Genomic DNA, 15,617 nt, shown 5'->3' on the forward strand with positions numbered 1-15,617 from the left:
GAACGCTTGGCCATCGACCCTCTCGGAGACTTCGCGAACCGCGCCAACACCGCCATCGGCGACTTCAGAGTCACTGTCACACTGTCTCCTGACGCTCTGATGGCCGGCGAGCACGCCATTCCGACCCTTGCATGGGACTTTGTCAGCTATGGCGACGGCGACCAGGTGGACAGGGTTCCCGCCGACAAGCGAGGGATCTATGCCTTCGCTGTCTGCCAGGCTAACGACGTGCTGCCACCTCACGGATACATCCTCTATATCGGGATCGCAGGCCGGAAATCCAATCGTCCCCTGAGAGATCGGTATAAGGATTATCTCAACGAAAAGAAGGTACTGAAGCGTGCGAGCATTGCATATATGATCGGGACTTGGCGTCAAGTGTTACGATTCTACTTCGCGCCGGTTGGCGACGATGTTTCGTCCGAGGACCTAGAGACACTGGAGCAACAGCTCAATACCGCGCTTATGCCGCCGTTTTCGAAACGCGACCTGAAGGCCGAGATAAGGCACATGCAGGGGGCTTTTGGCTGATGCCTAACGAATTGAAAGAAATCGTTTTGCCCGCGCTACGCGGCGTCATGGGAGACTGGATTTATTACTCCTGCCTGATGGATCTCGGACAATTGAGTGCACGAGTTCGTTACGCCGAGGAGATCCACAAGAACCACGCGCTCTCAGATATGATCCAACGAGAGCTCGAGAGAGGTAGGGGCGCACAGATCGCCGAGTACCTCAAGGGGCAGTCGGAACGATTCTTCAATTCACTCGTTCTCGCCACATACAGTGGACAGCCTAACTGGCATGCGCTTTCCGATGTTCAGAGCAGAGGCAACACCCCGTGGCTCAAAGACCTGCGCGAGGAAACTGTCGCTTCGGTGGGATTCCTCACGCTCCGTGGAGACGAAAAACTGTTCGCCCTGGACGGACAGCACCGTCTTGCCGGTATCAAACAGGCGGTCAAGGACGGCCTCGATAACGATCCCTACGATGAAGTGTCAGTGATCGTCGTTGGACATCGGGACACCCGGCAGGGACTGGAGCGGACCCGCAGGCTGTTCACGACGCTGAACAAGACCGCGAGGCCGGTCTCCAAGGGCGACATTATTGCGCTGGATGAAGATGATGTCATGGCCATCTGTGTGCGTCGCCTGATTGAGGAAACCGATCTGTTTTCCGGACAGCGCATCGCCTTTGTTGCAAACAACAACATGCCCGTCACCAACACCACGAGCCTGACGACGATCGGCAACCTGTACGACATATTGGCCATACTGTTCACTCAGGCTAAGTTCGAGTTGCGAGCAAAGAAGTCCGACCTGCAGAGAGTCCGGCCGGGCGACGAGAAACTCGACGGCTACTTCGAATATGCACAGGAGCTATTCGTTCAGCTTGGCAAGCACTTTAAGGAACTCGACAGTTTCTTTTCGGCCGAGAATACGGAACCAGTTGTGAAGAAACACCGCGGGAACCACGGCGGGAATGCGTTGTTTCGACCTATCGGCTTGGAGATCTTCGCTCTCGTTATCTCCCGTCTGACAGTCGATATGAGCCTCTCGCAAGCGGTCACGACTGCGGCCCGGCTGCCGCGGCGACTCGACGAGGCGCCGTTTGAGGGGCTCATGTGGGATTCGAACAAGAAGACGATCCTGAATGGACACAAAGTCACCTTGCGCGAGGTGTTGTCATACATGATCGGGAGGAACACCGAGCGCTACTCGAAGGAGACGTTGTTGGATAGGTACAGGCGGGACACCGGCAACGAGTGGGCGGAGTTGCCAAAGAAACTTATCTAATTCCAGAGCTGTACGTTCTGGGCGTTCACGCCCTTTGGCGTACGGCCACGCTATGCCGCCTCTCGCTTCCTCAGGATTCCGTCAATAGCGTCAGACAGGTTCCAGATCGGCTCCGCGTCGCTGTCCTTCAATATCTCGATGACCTGCGCAGTGGTCACCGTCACGGCTGATCCGCCGGGCCGAGAAGGTCGGACCGGTGACCGGAGAGCTGGTGCGCCGGATCCTGCGGAGCCGCCCACGCCCGGAGCAGGGTTATCGCGCCTGCCTGGGGATCATGCGATTGGGGCGGCGCCACGGAAACCGCCGCCTCGAAGCGGCCTGCGCCTGCGCGCTTTCGCTCGACTCCTGCCGCTATCAGACCGTCAAGAATATCCTCGACCCCGGCCAGGGCCGCCTGGCCCTCGAACCGCCCGCCGAGACCAGCCCTACACCGACGCACGCCAACATCCGCGTCGCCGACTACTACGCCACGACCCACGAGGAGGGAGACCGATGCTGACCGAACACACGCTCGACAAGCTCAACGCCATGAAGCTCGGCGCGATGGCCGACGCCTTCCAGCAACAACTGCAGACCGGCGAAGCCGCCACGCTCGGCTTCGAGGAGCGTTTCGGCCTGCTCGTCGACGCCGGCCCCGTCCGGCAGGACCGCCTCGACCTGCTCCGCCGCGGTGATCAACGTTTCGACCATCGTCTGCGTGTCGCCGGCATCGGCATCCTGCACCGCGTGACGCCGACGACCACGCCGGTCTCGATGTCGACCGCGTGCTCGGCCTTGTGGGCCAGACGCGTCCGGCCGTCCTTTATACGGGTGATCTTCGCGTCCGGGTCCCGCGGATGCGTCCAATCGTCGTTCGAGCCCTTCTTCGGGCGCTTCCGGTCGAAACGGGCCAGCTCGGCGCGCGTCGGCGTCGCAATGCCGGACGCCTCGGCCAGCCCGCGCAGGAATGTCTTGTAGTCTTCACCCGTATCCCGGCGCACGATGCTCCGCAACGCGGCGTTGGCTTCCAGCGTCGTCGCGTCGATGCCCACCGTCTTGCCACTGACCAGGCCCGCGTCGGCTAGGCGCTGCAGCACCCATGTGAAGACCGCCTGGTGCGTCTCCAGGTCGATCCGACGCCGCGTCCGCGATACCGTCGATGGTCCGGCGACGCCTCGTGCAGCGCGACGTCCAGAAACTGCCGCAGGCTCAACGAATCGGCCGCGCGCCACGCAATCGCCCGCTCCGAGTCCAGCCCCTCGAAGTAGCCGAGCAACAGCATCCGGAAGTAGCGCCCCGGCGCCAGACTCGGACGGCCCACCCCGTCGGCGTAGAACTTCGCGCACGCGCTCTCGACGAAGGCGTCGAAACCCGCCTCGTCGAGAACGCGATTCAATCGCTCGTAGAACGGGTGACCTCCGCCTCGCGGCAGGTCGGCGCTGGCCACCCACATCGACGGCTGCCGCGCTCGGCGGCGGCGTTTGCCCATTGCCATGGGCGGAAGTGTAGTACGCGGGATCGGTCTTGTCGATCCCTAACCGGGACTTTCACCACGGGCTGCTAGCTTGTTTCAACCAAGGCGGGCTTCAAATCCAGTTGCCGAGGGTGAAATCCCCTTTCAGGTGTAGCTTCGCCGAATAACCAATCGTGCAATTGTCTAGAAAACGATCGAATTCTTCGCCGTGGGCATTCTCGATACTCTTGTAGTCATGCGAGCGAAACTCCTTGCAGTATTGTCCGAGCAGTCCTTGCATGCAAACCGTAGCTAGGCGACAGGCATGGAACAGAAGGTTTTGAAACATTACGAGGGGAGGGCCTGATGAGTAGTCAAAGTTGTCAACCAGCGGGAAAATGCCGTGTGCGATGTGATTCCGTAGATTTCTCGCCAAATGAAGAGCGTAACTGGCGTCGCTCTTCGAAACGCTGTCCAGCCCACTGAGCCGCGGCGACGATGTTCTTTGGTAATCCTCGAATGCTACAACGAGGTTGGCCGCGATATGCTGGAAATTGGCCGGCAACTCAGACTCGCTTATCTGATCCACAAGATAGGCTGCTTTCATAGCTGGAGTATAGACTAGACTCCCTTTGGCGATACCCTTCTGCTGTGCAAGTTGGTCATAGTGGTGAGCTACAAACCGATACGCTTCTTCAAGAGCGTTACACACAAAAATATAGCGTGTTAGAGAGGTCGCGTAGGTTGTAAAGTGCTTGGCGTCGGAATCATAGCGCTCCGCGATAGGATCGCAATACAGAGCGTCATCCCCCGCGTACTTCCAGGTATTGATCTCGACTGTCTCAAGCTGGCCCGCGAGCCGAAGCCAGTCGCCGATCACTTGTGTCCGTACGTCGCGGATGGCGCCTTCTTCTTCGAATGGTGACGTGTTATCAAGGTAAGAGCAGAATTCAGCCATCTCAAAAAGATGGTCCTGCAACGGCCGGAAATGACTGCAAATGGTGCATTCGCGCGACGGTCGAGCCATCTTCTACTTTTGCGCCTCTCGGTCAACGGTATCCTTAGTCATGCATTCTATCGTAGTGTCTGGCCCGCGCTTGATCAATTTGGCCAATCTCGACGATTGTCGATGTAGCGGACGTCGCTCATTGCAGTCAAGCCCCGTCAAGCGACTTTCTTGCACAAGAGAGTGTCGATCGCATCCGAGAGATTCCAGATCGGCTCCGCGGCACCGTCCTTGAGCATATCAATGACCTTCGGTAACCCGGCGACGGCGAGCCCATTCGCGAGCGCCATCATCTTGCGCGGCTCGGCGACAATCTGAATGTCGCCCGTCTTTCCGATAGCGATCAGCATCAGTGTATGCACGCGCCACGGGTCGCTTCCGAATATCGCGCCGTCGATGATCTTCCGCGTGTCGAATTTCGCGATGTCAGCGGGTTCTAAACCCAGGCGCGCCGCGACGCAAACGGACAGGAACCATAGATCGACCATACGAGGAAACGGGCTCTGGTCAATCACTGCGTCGGAACTGCGCTGAGAGTAGCGCGTGAACGCCTCGTGGAACTCGACCGGCACGTTGATGTCAATCGCTTGGAAAGGATTGAAATATCGTTCCGCCATGGTCGCCTCCTATAACGCCTCTTCCAGCTCGACCCGGGCGTCGGCGTGACGCACGCAGAGCTGGCACTCGCCCCGATGATCGCAGCCGCACCGCAAGACCCTACGATCGTTGATACCTGGATCGTTGACGAGCATCCTCGGGTAGTGCGCGGGATTGGTCAGCGTGAAGGCGCGGTCCGCCGCGTCGTCGATGATTTCCTCGCAGCCGGCGATCTCGTCGTGCGTTAGAAAGAGGATCAGTTGCGCGCTCTCGCGCACTGCCGTGCGCAGGATCGAGCGTTTGACGAAGCCACTCGTCATGCCGAGCGGAGTGTCAATGACATTTGGCGCTTCGACCTCGCTCACCTTCGTCAACGCTAGAATGAAAGCTAGCGTCAGCGCCCGACGTGACGCGCCGTTCAGGTCGCGGTCCGGATTGAGCGTCCGGTCGTTCGGCCCGTATACGATGATGTCGAAGTCGTAGCTGATCTCCGCGCGCCGGATGATCGCCCCAAGTTCAGGGTCGGCGCCGATCATCTCAAGGAATACGCTGTTCATGAGGTCGCTGACTTTCTGCAACTCCTCGTTCGTGATCCGCCTATAGGCGCTTTGCAAGACTTTTGTCACGTCCTGCGTGACTTCGAGCTCGGCCAGAATGCGGGCCCCCTTCTTCTGTTCACGAAGCAGACGGTCACGCTCGAATTCGAGCTTCTCGCGCTCGCGCCGAAGCCCGGTGAGCTGCGTGTCGAGCGCGGACTGTTTCGACAGGTGGCGGTCACGCTGGTCCTTGTACTGACGGCGGGTTTCGCGCAAACCCTGTATGTCCGTGTCTGGAAGTGCGTCGAGTTGTATTTCCAGCGCCCGGAGACTCCGGCCAGCTTCGTCACGCAACTCTTGGATGCCGTCGCGCCGCTCGACGACCTTCCTGTAGTCCTCAAGCCATGCACTCGATCTCGCGTCGCCGCCGCTCTGTAACGGCTTCGCGCCGTAGTACAGGTCTGTGATGATCTTCTGGATTTCGTCGGCGCGTTGGCTGTCGTCGATCAGCTTCTTGATGTGCGCACGGCGTTTCTCGCCGCCCGGATCCCTAGCTTCCAGCGTCTCGCCGCAAATGCAGATTTCAGCCGCGAGCCGATCCTGCAGAATCGGTATCGTCGTGTTTGGAATCTTGCCCTGGTCGTGTAACTCTTCGAGCTTATCGAAGGCGCGACCCAGAACCGGATCGAGCAGGTCGGTCGCGATCGACCGGCTGCGGAACAGCGCGGAGTGTTCCTTGGTCGCCGCGGCAAGCTGATTGTCCAGTTGCCCGATATCCGCCTTGGCGCGTTCGAGGTCCATGCGCAGCTTGTCCTTGTCGCCTTTCTGGAGCGCCGCTGCGATCTTGCGGTCGATCTCATCGACCTTTTCGTCGAAGGCCCCGAACTGTTGTTTGGCGTCTTCCCATTCGCCTTCGAGCTTCTCCCGGTACTCTTCCATCGCCTCGAGGCGTGAGGCGATCCTCGTCAGCTCGCTGCCTGTGCCGACCCGCTTAGCCTTCCTGTTCACATCCGCCGCGGACTTGCGAACATGCTTGATGGCGTCGTCGATGACCCCGAGCCCGAGAAGCGAGCGAATGGCACGCTGCACTCGCTCACGCTTCGTGGACTGGGCAACATCCGCTTCGATGAAGCTCAATGCCCGGTCGCCGTCCGTGAAGAAGACGTCGCGCAGCTCGGGTGGCAGCTCGTCGTTGATCAGTGCTTCCGGCGCTTCAATGGGAGTCGCGCCTGTGTCGTTCAGCGCGAACAGCTTCACGGTCGAAGCCAAGCGGCGGGACTGGCTGTCCACCTCCTCGAGCGCCGAGCGTACGAGGCGAAAGCGTCGGCGAGTCTCGCGGAGTTGCCCGCCAGCCCGCCGGTGCGTCGTCAGTTCGAATTCGACCGTGGCCGTGATCGGTACGCGCCTGCCTTCGCCCGCATCCCAGTCAATGGGATGCAGACGGAAGCCCTCGCCCTTGCCGGGTAGGGCCGCGTCGCCGTAGAGCGCCCATTGCAATGCGTGCAGGATCGTCGTCTTGCCTGACTCGTTCGCGGCGCGAATCACCGTCAGCTTCCTGACGGAATCGCTCGAGAATTCAAGCTCAAGGTCGCGGAGCAGCCGGAAGTTTTGAAATTCGGCACGGAGCAGCTTCATGAGTCCAGTTCCTCCGTCCCTGCGTCCTGCCCGCGCTGCGTCGCGAGGAAACGCGCGGCGGCACTGCATTTGTCGTTGATCTTCTTTTGGATATTGGTCGCCGAAACACGATGGCCCCGCTCATACTCGAGAATCTCGGAGATCACCTCAAGAAGCTCCTCCCTGTAGCCCTTGCACCGTTCCTCGATTCCGGCACATTGCTCAAGAATGATCGTGATTATCTTCCTTTCGTTTAGTGGCATGATGGTTCCTCGGTCGTTACAGATACGCTGCGTCTACCATTGCTGTGATCGTCGCAAGCGGCCCGTCCGGTCTGCCTGCGTTTCTGGCCAGTCTTGCGAATTCCTGCGCTCGGCGCAGTTCTGAACGCACGAGCAGCCGCGCGTCAGGATCGAGCCCTTCCTCTAAGCCGGGCGGCAGCGCAAGCAGGTCGTGAATAACGCTGTGCGTCTTGCCGATGGTGCTGCATGTGCGCAGTAGCCGCCCGCGCCGCTGCACCCATTGCCGCTCCACCGTCGTGCTCGCGAGGATGAACGCTTTGCGAATCTGTGGGATGTTCACGCCTTCGTCGAGCACGCGCTTGGCGGTCAGCACTTCAATTTCACGCTCCTGGAACGACCTGATGATCCGCTTCGTCTGGTCGCGACTTGCCGTTTCATGAGCGGTGAGCTGGTGAAACAGGATGTTCCGGCTGCGCAGCAGACGATTGACATTCTCGAGTTGCTTCGGTCCCTTGTCGGAGGTGTAGACCAGTGTGTGATGCAGGCTGCCCGTATCCTCACTATCGAGCAGTTTGCACAGCACCGCCTCCTTCCCCGACGCCGTTTCCAGGAGCGCGCGCCGGTCGCGCAGCAGCTTGGCGAGGTATTCGTCCGGCTTGTCGTCCTCGCTACGCCATGCGTTGCGCTTGATCTTGCCCGTCAGGTCGAACCACTCGCCCATCTCGGTCTCCGTCAGGTAGACCGGATGGACATAGTAGTCGTACTCGACGAGGCAGCCCCCGATGGCTTCTTCAAGCCCGAAACGAAACGCGACGGGACCGAAGAATCCAAACAACGCCTCCGTTCCTTCCTCGTCGTACTGCCGTATCGGGGTCGCAGACAGGCCGAGGCGGTACTCGAAGAACTCCGGCAGGTCGTTGATGAAGGACGGCCGTCCGAGATTGTGTACCTCGTCCGCGATAAGCAGGCGCGCGCAGTCGAAGGCGTCGAGAGAGGCGAGGAACTCTGGCGTGCACAACGTGTCGTGGCTGACAACGGCGATCTCGACATCCGATAGTCCGGTATGCAGCCTCCGTTTCAGTCTCTGCAGCGCGGTCGCTCGCTTCGTCGCGCTCCCGGTTGTCGTCAGGTTGACGGGTCTCAGCCTGAACGGCGCGATTTCATCGCACCACTGTTCGATCAGCGGCACGTAGGGCGCGGCGACAATGACCAGTAACGGCCTGTGCACCTGATGGAGGCGGTGCGCGCCGATCATCGATGTGATCGTCTTGCCCGAGCCTGTCGCCATTTCCAGCACGCCGCGAAATCCGGCCTCGCACCACGCCGCGACCGCCTTGCCTTGGTGTTCGAAGGGACCGTCTTCGAATCGCAACCAGTCGGGTACTGCGAAATGCGCCGACGGAACAGCAGCGGGTTCAAGCTGCTCGCGTGCCTCGACGAATCCGGTTGCGCGCCAGTACAGAGCCCGAAGCTCGTCCTCCGTTGGAGGCGATTCGGACGTATATGTCCGCACCAGCCGCTTCTGGAGTGCCTCCGACATTGCAATGACGGTGCAGTTCTCGTCCTTGTTCTCCCATAGGCGGACGAACTCGTAGTTCAGCTTGTTGGCGATGTAGCGCTGGTTCGGGTCCTGCCACGACCTCGATACGGCGATTTGTTCGACGTTCTTCCGAATACCCGCGAGGGTCACGTTGCTCGATCCGTGCGCCGCGACGACGTCTCCGTCGTTCGCGAACAGCCAGACCTTTGGATGGAAGAGCGCATCCTTCATCAGGGCGACCTTGATTTCGATTCTGCCTTGGCGGAGCAGCCATGAGAGGCATTTCAGGGTGTGTCGCTGGAGCAGGTCTTCCGTAACCGTCAGTTCTTCCAGAATCCTGTCCGCGATCTCTGTCGGCGACTTCAACCCGTGCTCTATGGCGGTCCGGTCTTCGGCGCGGAGTAGGGGGCTCACGATAAGTCGAAAGCCGTTCTCGGAACCGGCGATATAGGTCGCGAGGCCCGGGGCCAGCGAGGCGAGAACCTCACTTGAGAAGAACCCCACCATGCAATCGACCCTGGCGGCCGCTCGGAATCCAGGGATCAGGACTTCCTCGGCGAGCGGGTCCGCAGGCAGCATGTAGAGGGGCCGAGCCTCGTCCAGCCGCCGGAGCGCCGGTTCATTCATTGCGCGCAAGGGTTTAGGGTCGGCGTCGGCATTGGTTCATCGAAGCACTACATCACGCGGCGCGCCCACGGCTTCCACGCGCCCGGGCCGCCCATCTTGAATTAGCTCCGCCTCTACCGATACGACCTTGAGGAGATGCAGAACAGATCGAGCACACGCGGTCCTCGACCTGACGCGATGTGGCCAATCTGCCGCCCGATGGCCAGCGACATCAGATCTCTGGCCAGCCGTCTCGCTCCAGCGTTGTCGGTGCAGTACTCGACAGACTCACGACCCTCTATGGCATCCTGCTATTGCGCGAGCGGGTTCGGACGAATCTGGAACTTCACGAGGTTGCCCGGCTCCACCGGCCCGCCTTCGACATGCCACGCCGCGTCGGCGCCGTAGGTGGCGTAGACGCCGCGTCCCTTCCACCCGGCGTTCGGATCGTCGATCCGCCCGTCGAGGCCGCGGCTGTGGAAGCCCTGCGGGTACGGAACGCGCAGGATGGTCCACTCGCCCGTTTCCGGATCGAGCGCGAGCAGCGAATCGGAACTCGACCCGTTCGCGATCGGGATGTTCTCGCCCAGGCCGAGCGTGTTGAACTGATCGACCCAGTTGTAATAGTGGAAGTCGGTCCCGATGTCGGTACCGCGGAAGTCCGGGCCGGGGGCCTTGTAGAACGTCCAGGCGTCATCGCACTGCCGCCCGTCGCGCACCTCGGGACCGCCGAAGACGTCGCACTTGGTGCGGTCGAACGCGGCGAAGTGACTGCTGCCCGCAAGCGCCGTCCACAGCACGCCGTTCCGGTCGACGTCGAGACCGCGGGTCCGGTAGCCCTTTTCCACCGGGACCGTGTACAGCTCGCTGATGCACGTCTCGGGCGGGTTGTCACCCCGCTCCAGGCGCAGCATGCGGCCCGGGAAGTCGTCCGAGACGATCCAGGCCGCGTCGTCGATGGGACTCGCGATGACGCCGTAGGCGCCCACCCGGACGCGCGTGTCGAGCGACGGGTCGAACGCCGCCGCCTCGCCGCCGCCGCGGGCCGGCGGCTCGTTCCATGGCTTGGTGATCCGGCCGTCGCCGTTCGTATCGATTACGGTCGGGCACCACCCCTGGGCGAAACGCTCGTCGCCCGTCTCGTCGTAGACCTTCGTATCGAGCCAGCCGATGACGTCCCCGCCGCCGCTGAAGTAGAGCGTGTCGTTCGCATCCTCCGCGAACTGCAGGTGGTGGGTTCCATAGCAGGTGTCGATAAGGACGAATTTCTCCGCTTCCGGATCGTAGTAACCGGTATGCCGGCCGGCCCGGTTGATCGGGTAGTACTCCGCGTACGGGTTGTCCGATCCCTCGCGGCACCAGTCCGGGTTGTCGGGATGCCGGATGCGGGTCGTCAGCCAGACCCTGCCTTCGGCGTCGAGCATCGGGTTGTGCGGGTTGGCCGGGTCGTTCCACACCGCCCGCTCGCCGAAGTCGCGCCAGGGCCGGAATCCCTGCGTCGCGAACATCGACGGCACCTGATCGCGTGGGACGCGGAGCGGGATCTTGATCATCGTCGAGTGGTGTTCGTTCGGGTCGGTGACGAGAAGGTAGTCGTTGCCGATGTCGACCCCGTAGATCGGTCCGTTGGCGTTGACCCGCGGGTTCCGCTTGTCGGTCGCAATCTCGTCATGGACAAAGGCGACGTTGTCGCCCCAGTTCCACATCGTGATGACGACGTTCCGCTCGATCCCCTGGGGACGGGGCGGCGCTTCGGGTGCTTCGCCGCCGGCTATCCGGTCGGTCCAGTCGACCAGCATGTCGAGCGCGCGCTCCTGCCCGAACCGTGTGATGAAGCTGTACATCAGCGACCCGCGCTGTCCGCGCTGGGTCCGGTCGTCCCAGGCGGCGCGCGCCGAATCGAAATCGGTGAGGTCGGGAATCTCGCGGGTCCGGTCGTTGCCCACCTGGTGGCAGCGTTGGCAACCCTTCAGGTTGTTGATCCAATGGGCCTGCGTTTCCATCGTCTCGCCGATGCCGTTGCCCTCCGCTCCCGTGCCGGGGAATTCGTGCGCCTCGGGCAGGTTGATGAGCGACAGCCAGTAGTTGGACGGATAGACCTGCGCTGCCTCGGCCGGCGTCGATGCGACCACCGCGGTCAGGTCGAGCTGGTCGCCGGGCCGTCCCTCGACGGGTTCGGAGTCGACCAGGCCGTAGCCGCGCACCCAGACGTCGAAAGTCGCTTCCGGCAGTTCCGGCAGGAGGTAGCGGCCGTCGTCGTTCGTGACGACGATCTTCCGGTAGACCGTCTCCAGATCGTCGGTTTCGGCGATCACCCAGACGCCCGCTTCCGGCCCCGTCGTGCTCGTGACCCGCCCCTGGATCACGCCGTCGTTGGCCTGCGCTTCAGCGCCCACCGTGGTGGCCCCCGGCGCGAGCAGGAAAACGAGCAGCGCCGCTCCGGCGAACGCCAACGTCAGGCTGGTCAGTCGTCTCATGGTCGTCATCGTGTCTCCTCTACCGTCTCACCGCCCAGTTCGTGCAGCAGGGCCACCGTTTCGGGCCACGCCTTCTCGGTGTTCGCGACGAAGACGCCCCCCGCGATCATCAGCGGCGTCCACCCGAGCTCGTTGCGTGCGTTGACGTCGGCGCCCTGATCGACCAGGAACTGGACGATCAGGTTCGATCCCATCATCGCCGCGCCATGGAGCGCCGTGCATCCGTCCCAACGCATGTCGCCCCGGTCGCGCTGGGCGTCGAGGTCGAGCAGGTTGTGCGGGTGGCGGAGCAGCAGCTCGACGCCGTCGCCCACCAGCTCGGTCTCGCCGAAATCGCTCACCGCGTGCAGGTCGTTGCCCAGTTCCAGGGCCAGCTTCACCGCTTCCAGCCGGACCGCCTCCGGCGTGCCGTTCAGCGGGCCGGGGCTCTCGCCGTCCCAGAAGCCGAGGCCGGCCGCCGCCATCAGGGGCGTCACGCCCTGGTCCGTCGGGGTCAGGGGGTCCGCGCCGTGATCCACCAGCAGGCGCATCAGCTCGAGGTCGGCATGCTTGGCGGCGAGATAGAAGGGTGTGGCGCCTACGAAGCTGATGAAGTTGCGCCCGACCGAGATGTTGGGTGGGGGTTTGACGATCCCCAGGTCGACTTCGAACGGGATCTCGTTCCAGTAGACCTGCGCGTTCGGATCGGCGCCCCGATCGAGCAGCGCCCGCACAAGGTCCAGGCTGTCGAGAGTGCCGGTCTGGATCGGCGGACGGCCCGATCCGGGCCGGCGGATCCATGCGAGGGCATGTAGCGCCGATCCGCGCGCGTCGGGCGCGTTCGCGTCGGCGCCGGACTCCAGCAGGAGGCGCGCGAGCTCGTAGTGCGCATTGATGATGGCGAGGACCAGGGGTGATGTGTGTCCGCTGGCGGCCGGGGTATAGGAGCCGGTGCTGGCGGTTCGGTTGTTGATTCCCGCGTTCACGTCAGCGCCCGCGGCCAGCAGGGCGCGCGCCGCCTCGATCTGCCCTTCGCGGACCGCGAACAGCAAGGGCGTCAGACCGCTGCTGGAGCGCGCCTCGATATCCGCCCCGGCCTCGATCAAAGCCGTGACGGCGTCCGCGTTGTCCTCCGCGGCGGCCCACATCAGGGCGGTCTGGGTCCGCCAGCCTTCGGTCGCCTTGACGTCGGCGCCGGCCCGAAGCAGTTGCTCAATCGCGGGAACCCGTCCGGTGCGGGCCGCCACCATAAGGACGGTCTCGCCCTCCGGGGTGGCTCGGTTCGGGTCGGCGCCGGCATCGAGGAGCGCGGCGATGATCGCCTCGTCCCCCGTCTCGGCCGCCAGCGCGAGCGGTGTGACTCCATAGCGGTTGGTTACCGTCGCATCGGCGCCGGCCGCGAGCAGCCTCTCGACGATCGCCTGGTGCGCGCCGCGAGCCGCCCAATGGAGCGGCGTCGTGCCGTCCGGTCCGGACTCCCGCGCGTCGGCGTCCTGTTCGAGCAGTTCCGCGACACCGGTCACGTCGCCGGCCCGCACCGCTTCGATGAGAGGAGTGTCGGCGGCTGCGGCCGACGGGGGGGCCGTGGCCGCAAGAAGCAGCGCGACGGCAACCGACAAGGCCAGACCGCCCGGATTTTCGCGCGTGGGACGCATTGCCATGCCCTCCGTGGGTGCACCGACGACGTACGCGGATGCTAGCGCGTGGGCTCGTCGTTGACAACACCCCGAAAGAAGCGTAGTACACACGTCATGAGCATGGCGAAGTGCGCCCAGCGTCCCGCGCGGCAACAAACCGGCCTCGCCCTGTTGGCGCTGGCCGCGTGCGCCCTCGCCGTGCCGCCGGGAGCCGCCGCGGCGGAAGCCACGGCCGCCGAAGTCGCGGAGACGCTCGATCGCTACTGCGCCGCCTGCCACAACGATCGCATCGTGAACGGCCGGGACACCGCGCCGTCGATGCTGGTTTCGCAGCTGCGGACCACCGGCCTTGCGGTTGACACACTGGACGTCGAGCGGGTCGGGCCCGACTCGGACGCGTGGGAGCGGGTCATCCGGAAACTGGAGTCGCGCACGATGCCGCCGCCGGGCCGCCCGCGGCCGGACGACGCCACTTACGACGGTGTGGTTGCCTGGTTGGAGACGGAACTGGACCGCGCCGCCGCCGAAGCGCCCAACCCGGGCCGGCGCCCGGCGCTTCATCGGCTGAGCCGGACCGAGTACCAGAACGCGGTCCGCGATCTGCTCGCCCTCGATCACCTGCCCAAGGAATTCGACGTCACGACGCTGCTTCCGGCCGACAACGCCACGAGCGGTTTCGACAACCTGGCTGAGCTGCTCTTCGTATCGCCGGCGACGCTGGAACGCTATCTGGCCGCGGCGCGGAAGATCAGCCGGCTCGCGGTAGGCGACACGAACATGCCGCCGATCGTCGACCGCTACCAGTTGGATCGCGACCTGATCCAGGACGCTCACCTCGCTGGCTTGCCCCTTGGTACGCGCGGCGGCGCCATCATCCGTAGCCACTTGCCGGCGGACGGCGAGTACGTCGTGACGGTCGAGTTCGCAGCGGCGGCGCGTGACGAGCATGAGGTCGAAGTAAGCGTTGACGGCGAGCGGGTCGAGCTCTTCACCATCGGCGGGCGGCCGCTGGTCCGGGGCGCGAGCGGCGTCTTCGTGTTCGAGGCCGAGCCGCCCGTCGACGTCCGGGTGCCGCTGCGCGCCGGGCCCCGCGAGGTCGCGGTTGCGTTTCTCGAGAAGACCGGCGCGAACCACGAGAGCCTGGTTCGTGCGTCACGGCGCGCTCAGCGGCGGGAACCGGCGATAGCCACGGTGACCATCAGTGGTCCGTACGGGGTCGACGGATCCGGCGATACCCCGAGCCGCCGCCGCATCTTCACCTGCACGCCGGACGGAGGCGTGAACGCCGAGCCGTGCGCCCGCGAGATTCTCTCGACGCTGGCGCGCCGCGCCTATCGCCGCCCGGTCACCGACGGCGATCTCGACGTCCTGATGCCGTTCTACGCGGACGGCGTCGCGGCCGGCGGCTTCGAACGCGGGATTCAGCAGGGTCTCGAGCGGTTGCTGGTCAGCCCGGAGTTCCTCTTCCGGATCGAGCGCGACCCCGCAGATGTGGCCCCGGGCGATTCGTACCGGGTGAACGGCCTGGAGCTGGCGTCCCGACTGTCGTTCTTCCTCTGGAGCAGCGTGCCGGACGAGCAGTTGCTCGACCGCGCCATCGCCGGCGAGTTGGGCGATCCGGCCGTGCTCGAATCCGAGGTGCGGCGGATGCTGGCCGACGACCGGGCCCGCGCCCTGACCGAGAACTTCGCGGAGCAGTGGCTGTATCTGCGCGACGTCCAGGCGAAGGAGCCGGATCCCGCCTTCTTCCCGGAGTTCGACGAGAACCTGCGCCAGGCGTTCAGCCGCGAGACGGAGCTGTTCATCGACAGCGTCCTGCGCGGCGGCGGGCCGGTGACGGATCTTCTCACCGCCGACTACACGTTCGTCAACGAGCGGCTGGCGAAGCACTACGGAATACCGCACGTCTACGGCAGCCACTTCCGCCGCGTCTCGCTTACCGGCACTGAGCGTCGCGGCCTGCTGGGGCAGGGGGGAATCCTGACCCTGACGTCCTATGCAACGCGCACTTCGCCGGTACTGCGCGGCAAGTGGATCCTGGAGAACCTGCTGGCCGCGCCCCCCCCCCCCCCCCCGCCCCCCCCGCGCGCCCCGGCCCCCCCCGCCCCCGGCCGCGGGGGCGGGGGGGGGGGCGGCGCGGGGGGGGGGGCCGCCGCGG

The 15,617-nt window shown here is 63.8% G+C and carries 10 protein-coding genes and 2 pseudogenes (1 of these 12 only partly in view); 5 read left to right on the top strand and 7 right to left on the bottom strand.

All coding sequences use genetic code 11. The features are described from left to right. Positions 1-6: 6 nt before the first annotated feature. The 4 genes and pseudogenes from F4Y45_11570 to F4Y45_11585 all read left to right on the top strand — a co-directional run bounded on the left by F4Y45_11570 (position 7) and on the right by F4Y45_11585 (position 2,420). Positions 7-531, top strand: coding sequence for a hypothetical protein (locus tag F4Y45_11570; GenBank protein MXY25146.1), 525 nt, complete (start codon positions 7-9; stop codon positions 529-531). Continuing rightward, positions 531-1,793, top strand: a complete 1,263-nt coding sequence (locus F4Y45_11575) for a DGQHR domain-containing protein (GenBank protein MXY25147.1) — start codon at positions 531-533, stop codon at positions 1,791-1,793. The genes F4Y45_11570 and F4Y45_11575 overlap by 1 nt, the downstream gene beginning before the upstream one ends. A 196-nt stretch (positions 1,794-1,989) precedes the next feature. Beyond that, positions 1,990-2,292, top strand: coding sequence for a hypothetical protein (locus tag F4Y45_11580; protein MXY25148.1), 303 nt, complete (start codon positions 1,990-1,992; stop codon positions 2,290-2,292). Next, positions 2,286-2,420, top strand: a pseudogene (locus F4Y45_11585) (AAA family ATPase). The gene F4Y45_11580 and the pseudogene F4Y45_11585 overlap by 7 nt, the downstream one beginning before the upstream one ends. Positions 2,421-2,853: 433 nt before the next feature. Here F4Y45_11585 and F4Y45_11590 read toward each other — a convergent pair. From F4Y45_11590 to F4Y45_11620, 7 genes are all read right to left on the bottom strand, one after another. Further along, a complete protein-coding gene (locus tag F4Y45_11590; GenBank protein ID MXY25149.1) occupies positions 2,854-3,267 on the bottom strand; it encodes a transposase in 414 nt (137 codons plus the stop codon). Positions 3,268-3,358: 91 nt separating this feature from the next. Then, on the bottom strand, positions 3,359-4,183 hold the full coding sequence (locus F4Y45_11595) for a hypothetical protein (GenBank protein ID MXY25150.1): 825 nt from the start codon (positions 4,181-4,183) through the stop codon (positions 3,359-3,361). Positions 4,184-4,389: 206 nt separating this feature from the next. After that, positions 4,390-4,848 carry a hypothetical protein gene (locus tag F4Y45_11600; protein MXY25151.1) on the bottom strand — a complete coding sequence of 153 codons (459 nt, stop codon included), beginning with the start codon at positions 4,846-4,848 and terminating at the stop codon, positions 4,390-4,392. 9 nt (positions 4,849-4,857) lie between these two features. Beyond that, the gene (locus F4Y45_11605; protein MXY25152.1) at positions 4,858-7,068 is read right to left on the bottom strand and encodes an AAA family ATPase; all 2,211 of its coding nucleotides are present in this window, start codon (positions 7,066-7,068) and stop codon (positions 4,858-4,860) included. Between the two features lie 189 nt (positions 7,069-7,257). Next, positions 7,258-9,387 carry a DEAD/DEAH box helicase gene (locus tag F4Y45_11610; protein ID MXY25153.1) on the bottom strand — a complete coding sequence of 710 codons (2,130 nt, stop codon included), beginning with the start codon at positions 9,385-9,387 and terminating at the stop codon, positions 7,258-7,260. A 290-nt stretch (positions 9,388-9,677) separates the two neighbouring features. Continuing rightward, positions 9,678-11,852, bottom strand: coding sequence for a carboxypeptidase regulatory-like domain-containing protein (locus F4Y45_11615; GenBank protein MXY25154.1), 2,175 nt, complete (start codon positions 11,850-11,852; stop codon positions 9,678-9,680). Next, the gene (locus F4Y45_11620) at positions 11,849-14,020 is read right to left on the bottom strand and encodes a hypothetical protein (GenBank protein ID MXY25155.1); all 2,172 of its coding nucleotides are present in this window, start codon (positions 14,018-14,020) and stop codon (positions 11,849-11,851) included. Before F4Y45_11620 ends, F4Y45_11615 begins: the two co-directional genes overlap by 4 nt. Between F4Y45_11620 and F4Y45_11625 the strand changes: the two are divergent. Continuing rightward, positions 13,574-15,617: pseudogene (locus F4Y45_11625) on the top strand (DUF1592 domain-containing protein); it runs 251 nt beyond the window's last position. The gene F4Y45_11620 and the pseudogene F4Y45_11625 overlap by 447 nt on opposite strands.

The organism is Acidobacteriota bacterium, from assembly GCA_009838525.1.
GTDB lineage: Bacteria > Acidobacteriota > Vicinamibacteria > Vicinamibacterales > UBA8438 > VXRJ01.

Excerpts from the sequence above, each read along its gene's own strand:
- F4Y45_11575 (MXY25147.1), top strand. The coding sequence starts at position 531 with ATGCCTAACGAATTGAAAGAAATCGTTTTGCCCGCGCTACGCGGCGTC.
- F4Y45_11590 (MXY25149.1), bottom strand. The coding sequence starts at position 3,267 with ATGGCAATGGGCAAACGCCGCCGCCGAGCGCGGCAGCCGTCGATGTGG.
- F4Y45_11595 (MXY25150.1), bottom strand. The coding sequence starts at position 4,183 with ATGGCTGAATTCTGCTCTTACCTTGATAACACGTCACCATTCGAAGAA.
- F4Y45_11600 (MXY25151.1), bottom strand. The coding sequence starts at position 4,848 with ATGGCGGAACGATATTTCAATCCTTTCCAAGCGATTGACATCAACGTG.
- F4Y45_11605 (MXY25152.1), bottom strand. The coding sequence starts at position 7,068 with ATGCAGTGCCGCCGCGCGTTTCCTCGCGACGCAGCGCGGGCAGGACGC.
- F4Y45_11610 (MXY25153.1), bottom strand. The coding sequence starts at position 9,387 with ATGAATGAACCGGCGCTCCGGCGGCTGGACGAGGCTCGGCCCCTCTAC.
- F4Y45_11615 (MXY25154.1), bottom strand. The coding sequence starts at position 11,852 with ATGACGACCATGAGACGACTGACCAGCCTGACGTTGGCGTTCGCCGGA.
- F4Y45_11620 (MXY25155.1), bottom strand. The coding sequence starts at position 14,020 with ATGAAGCGCCGGGCGCCGGCCCGGGTTGGGCGCTTCGGCGGCGGCGCG.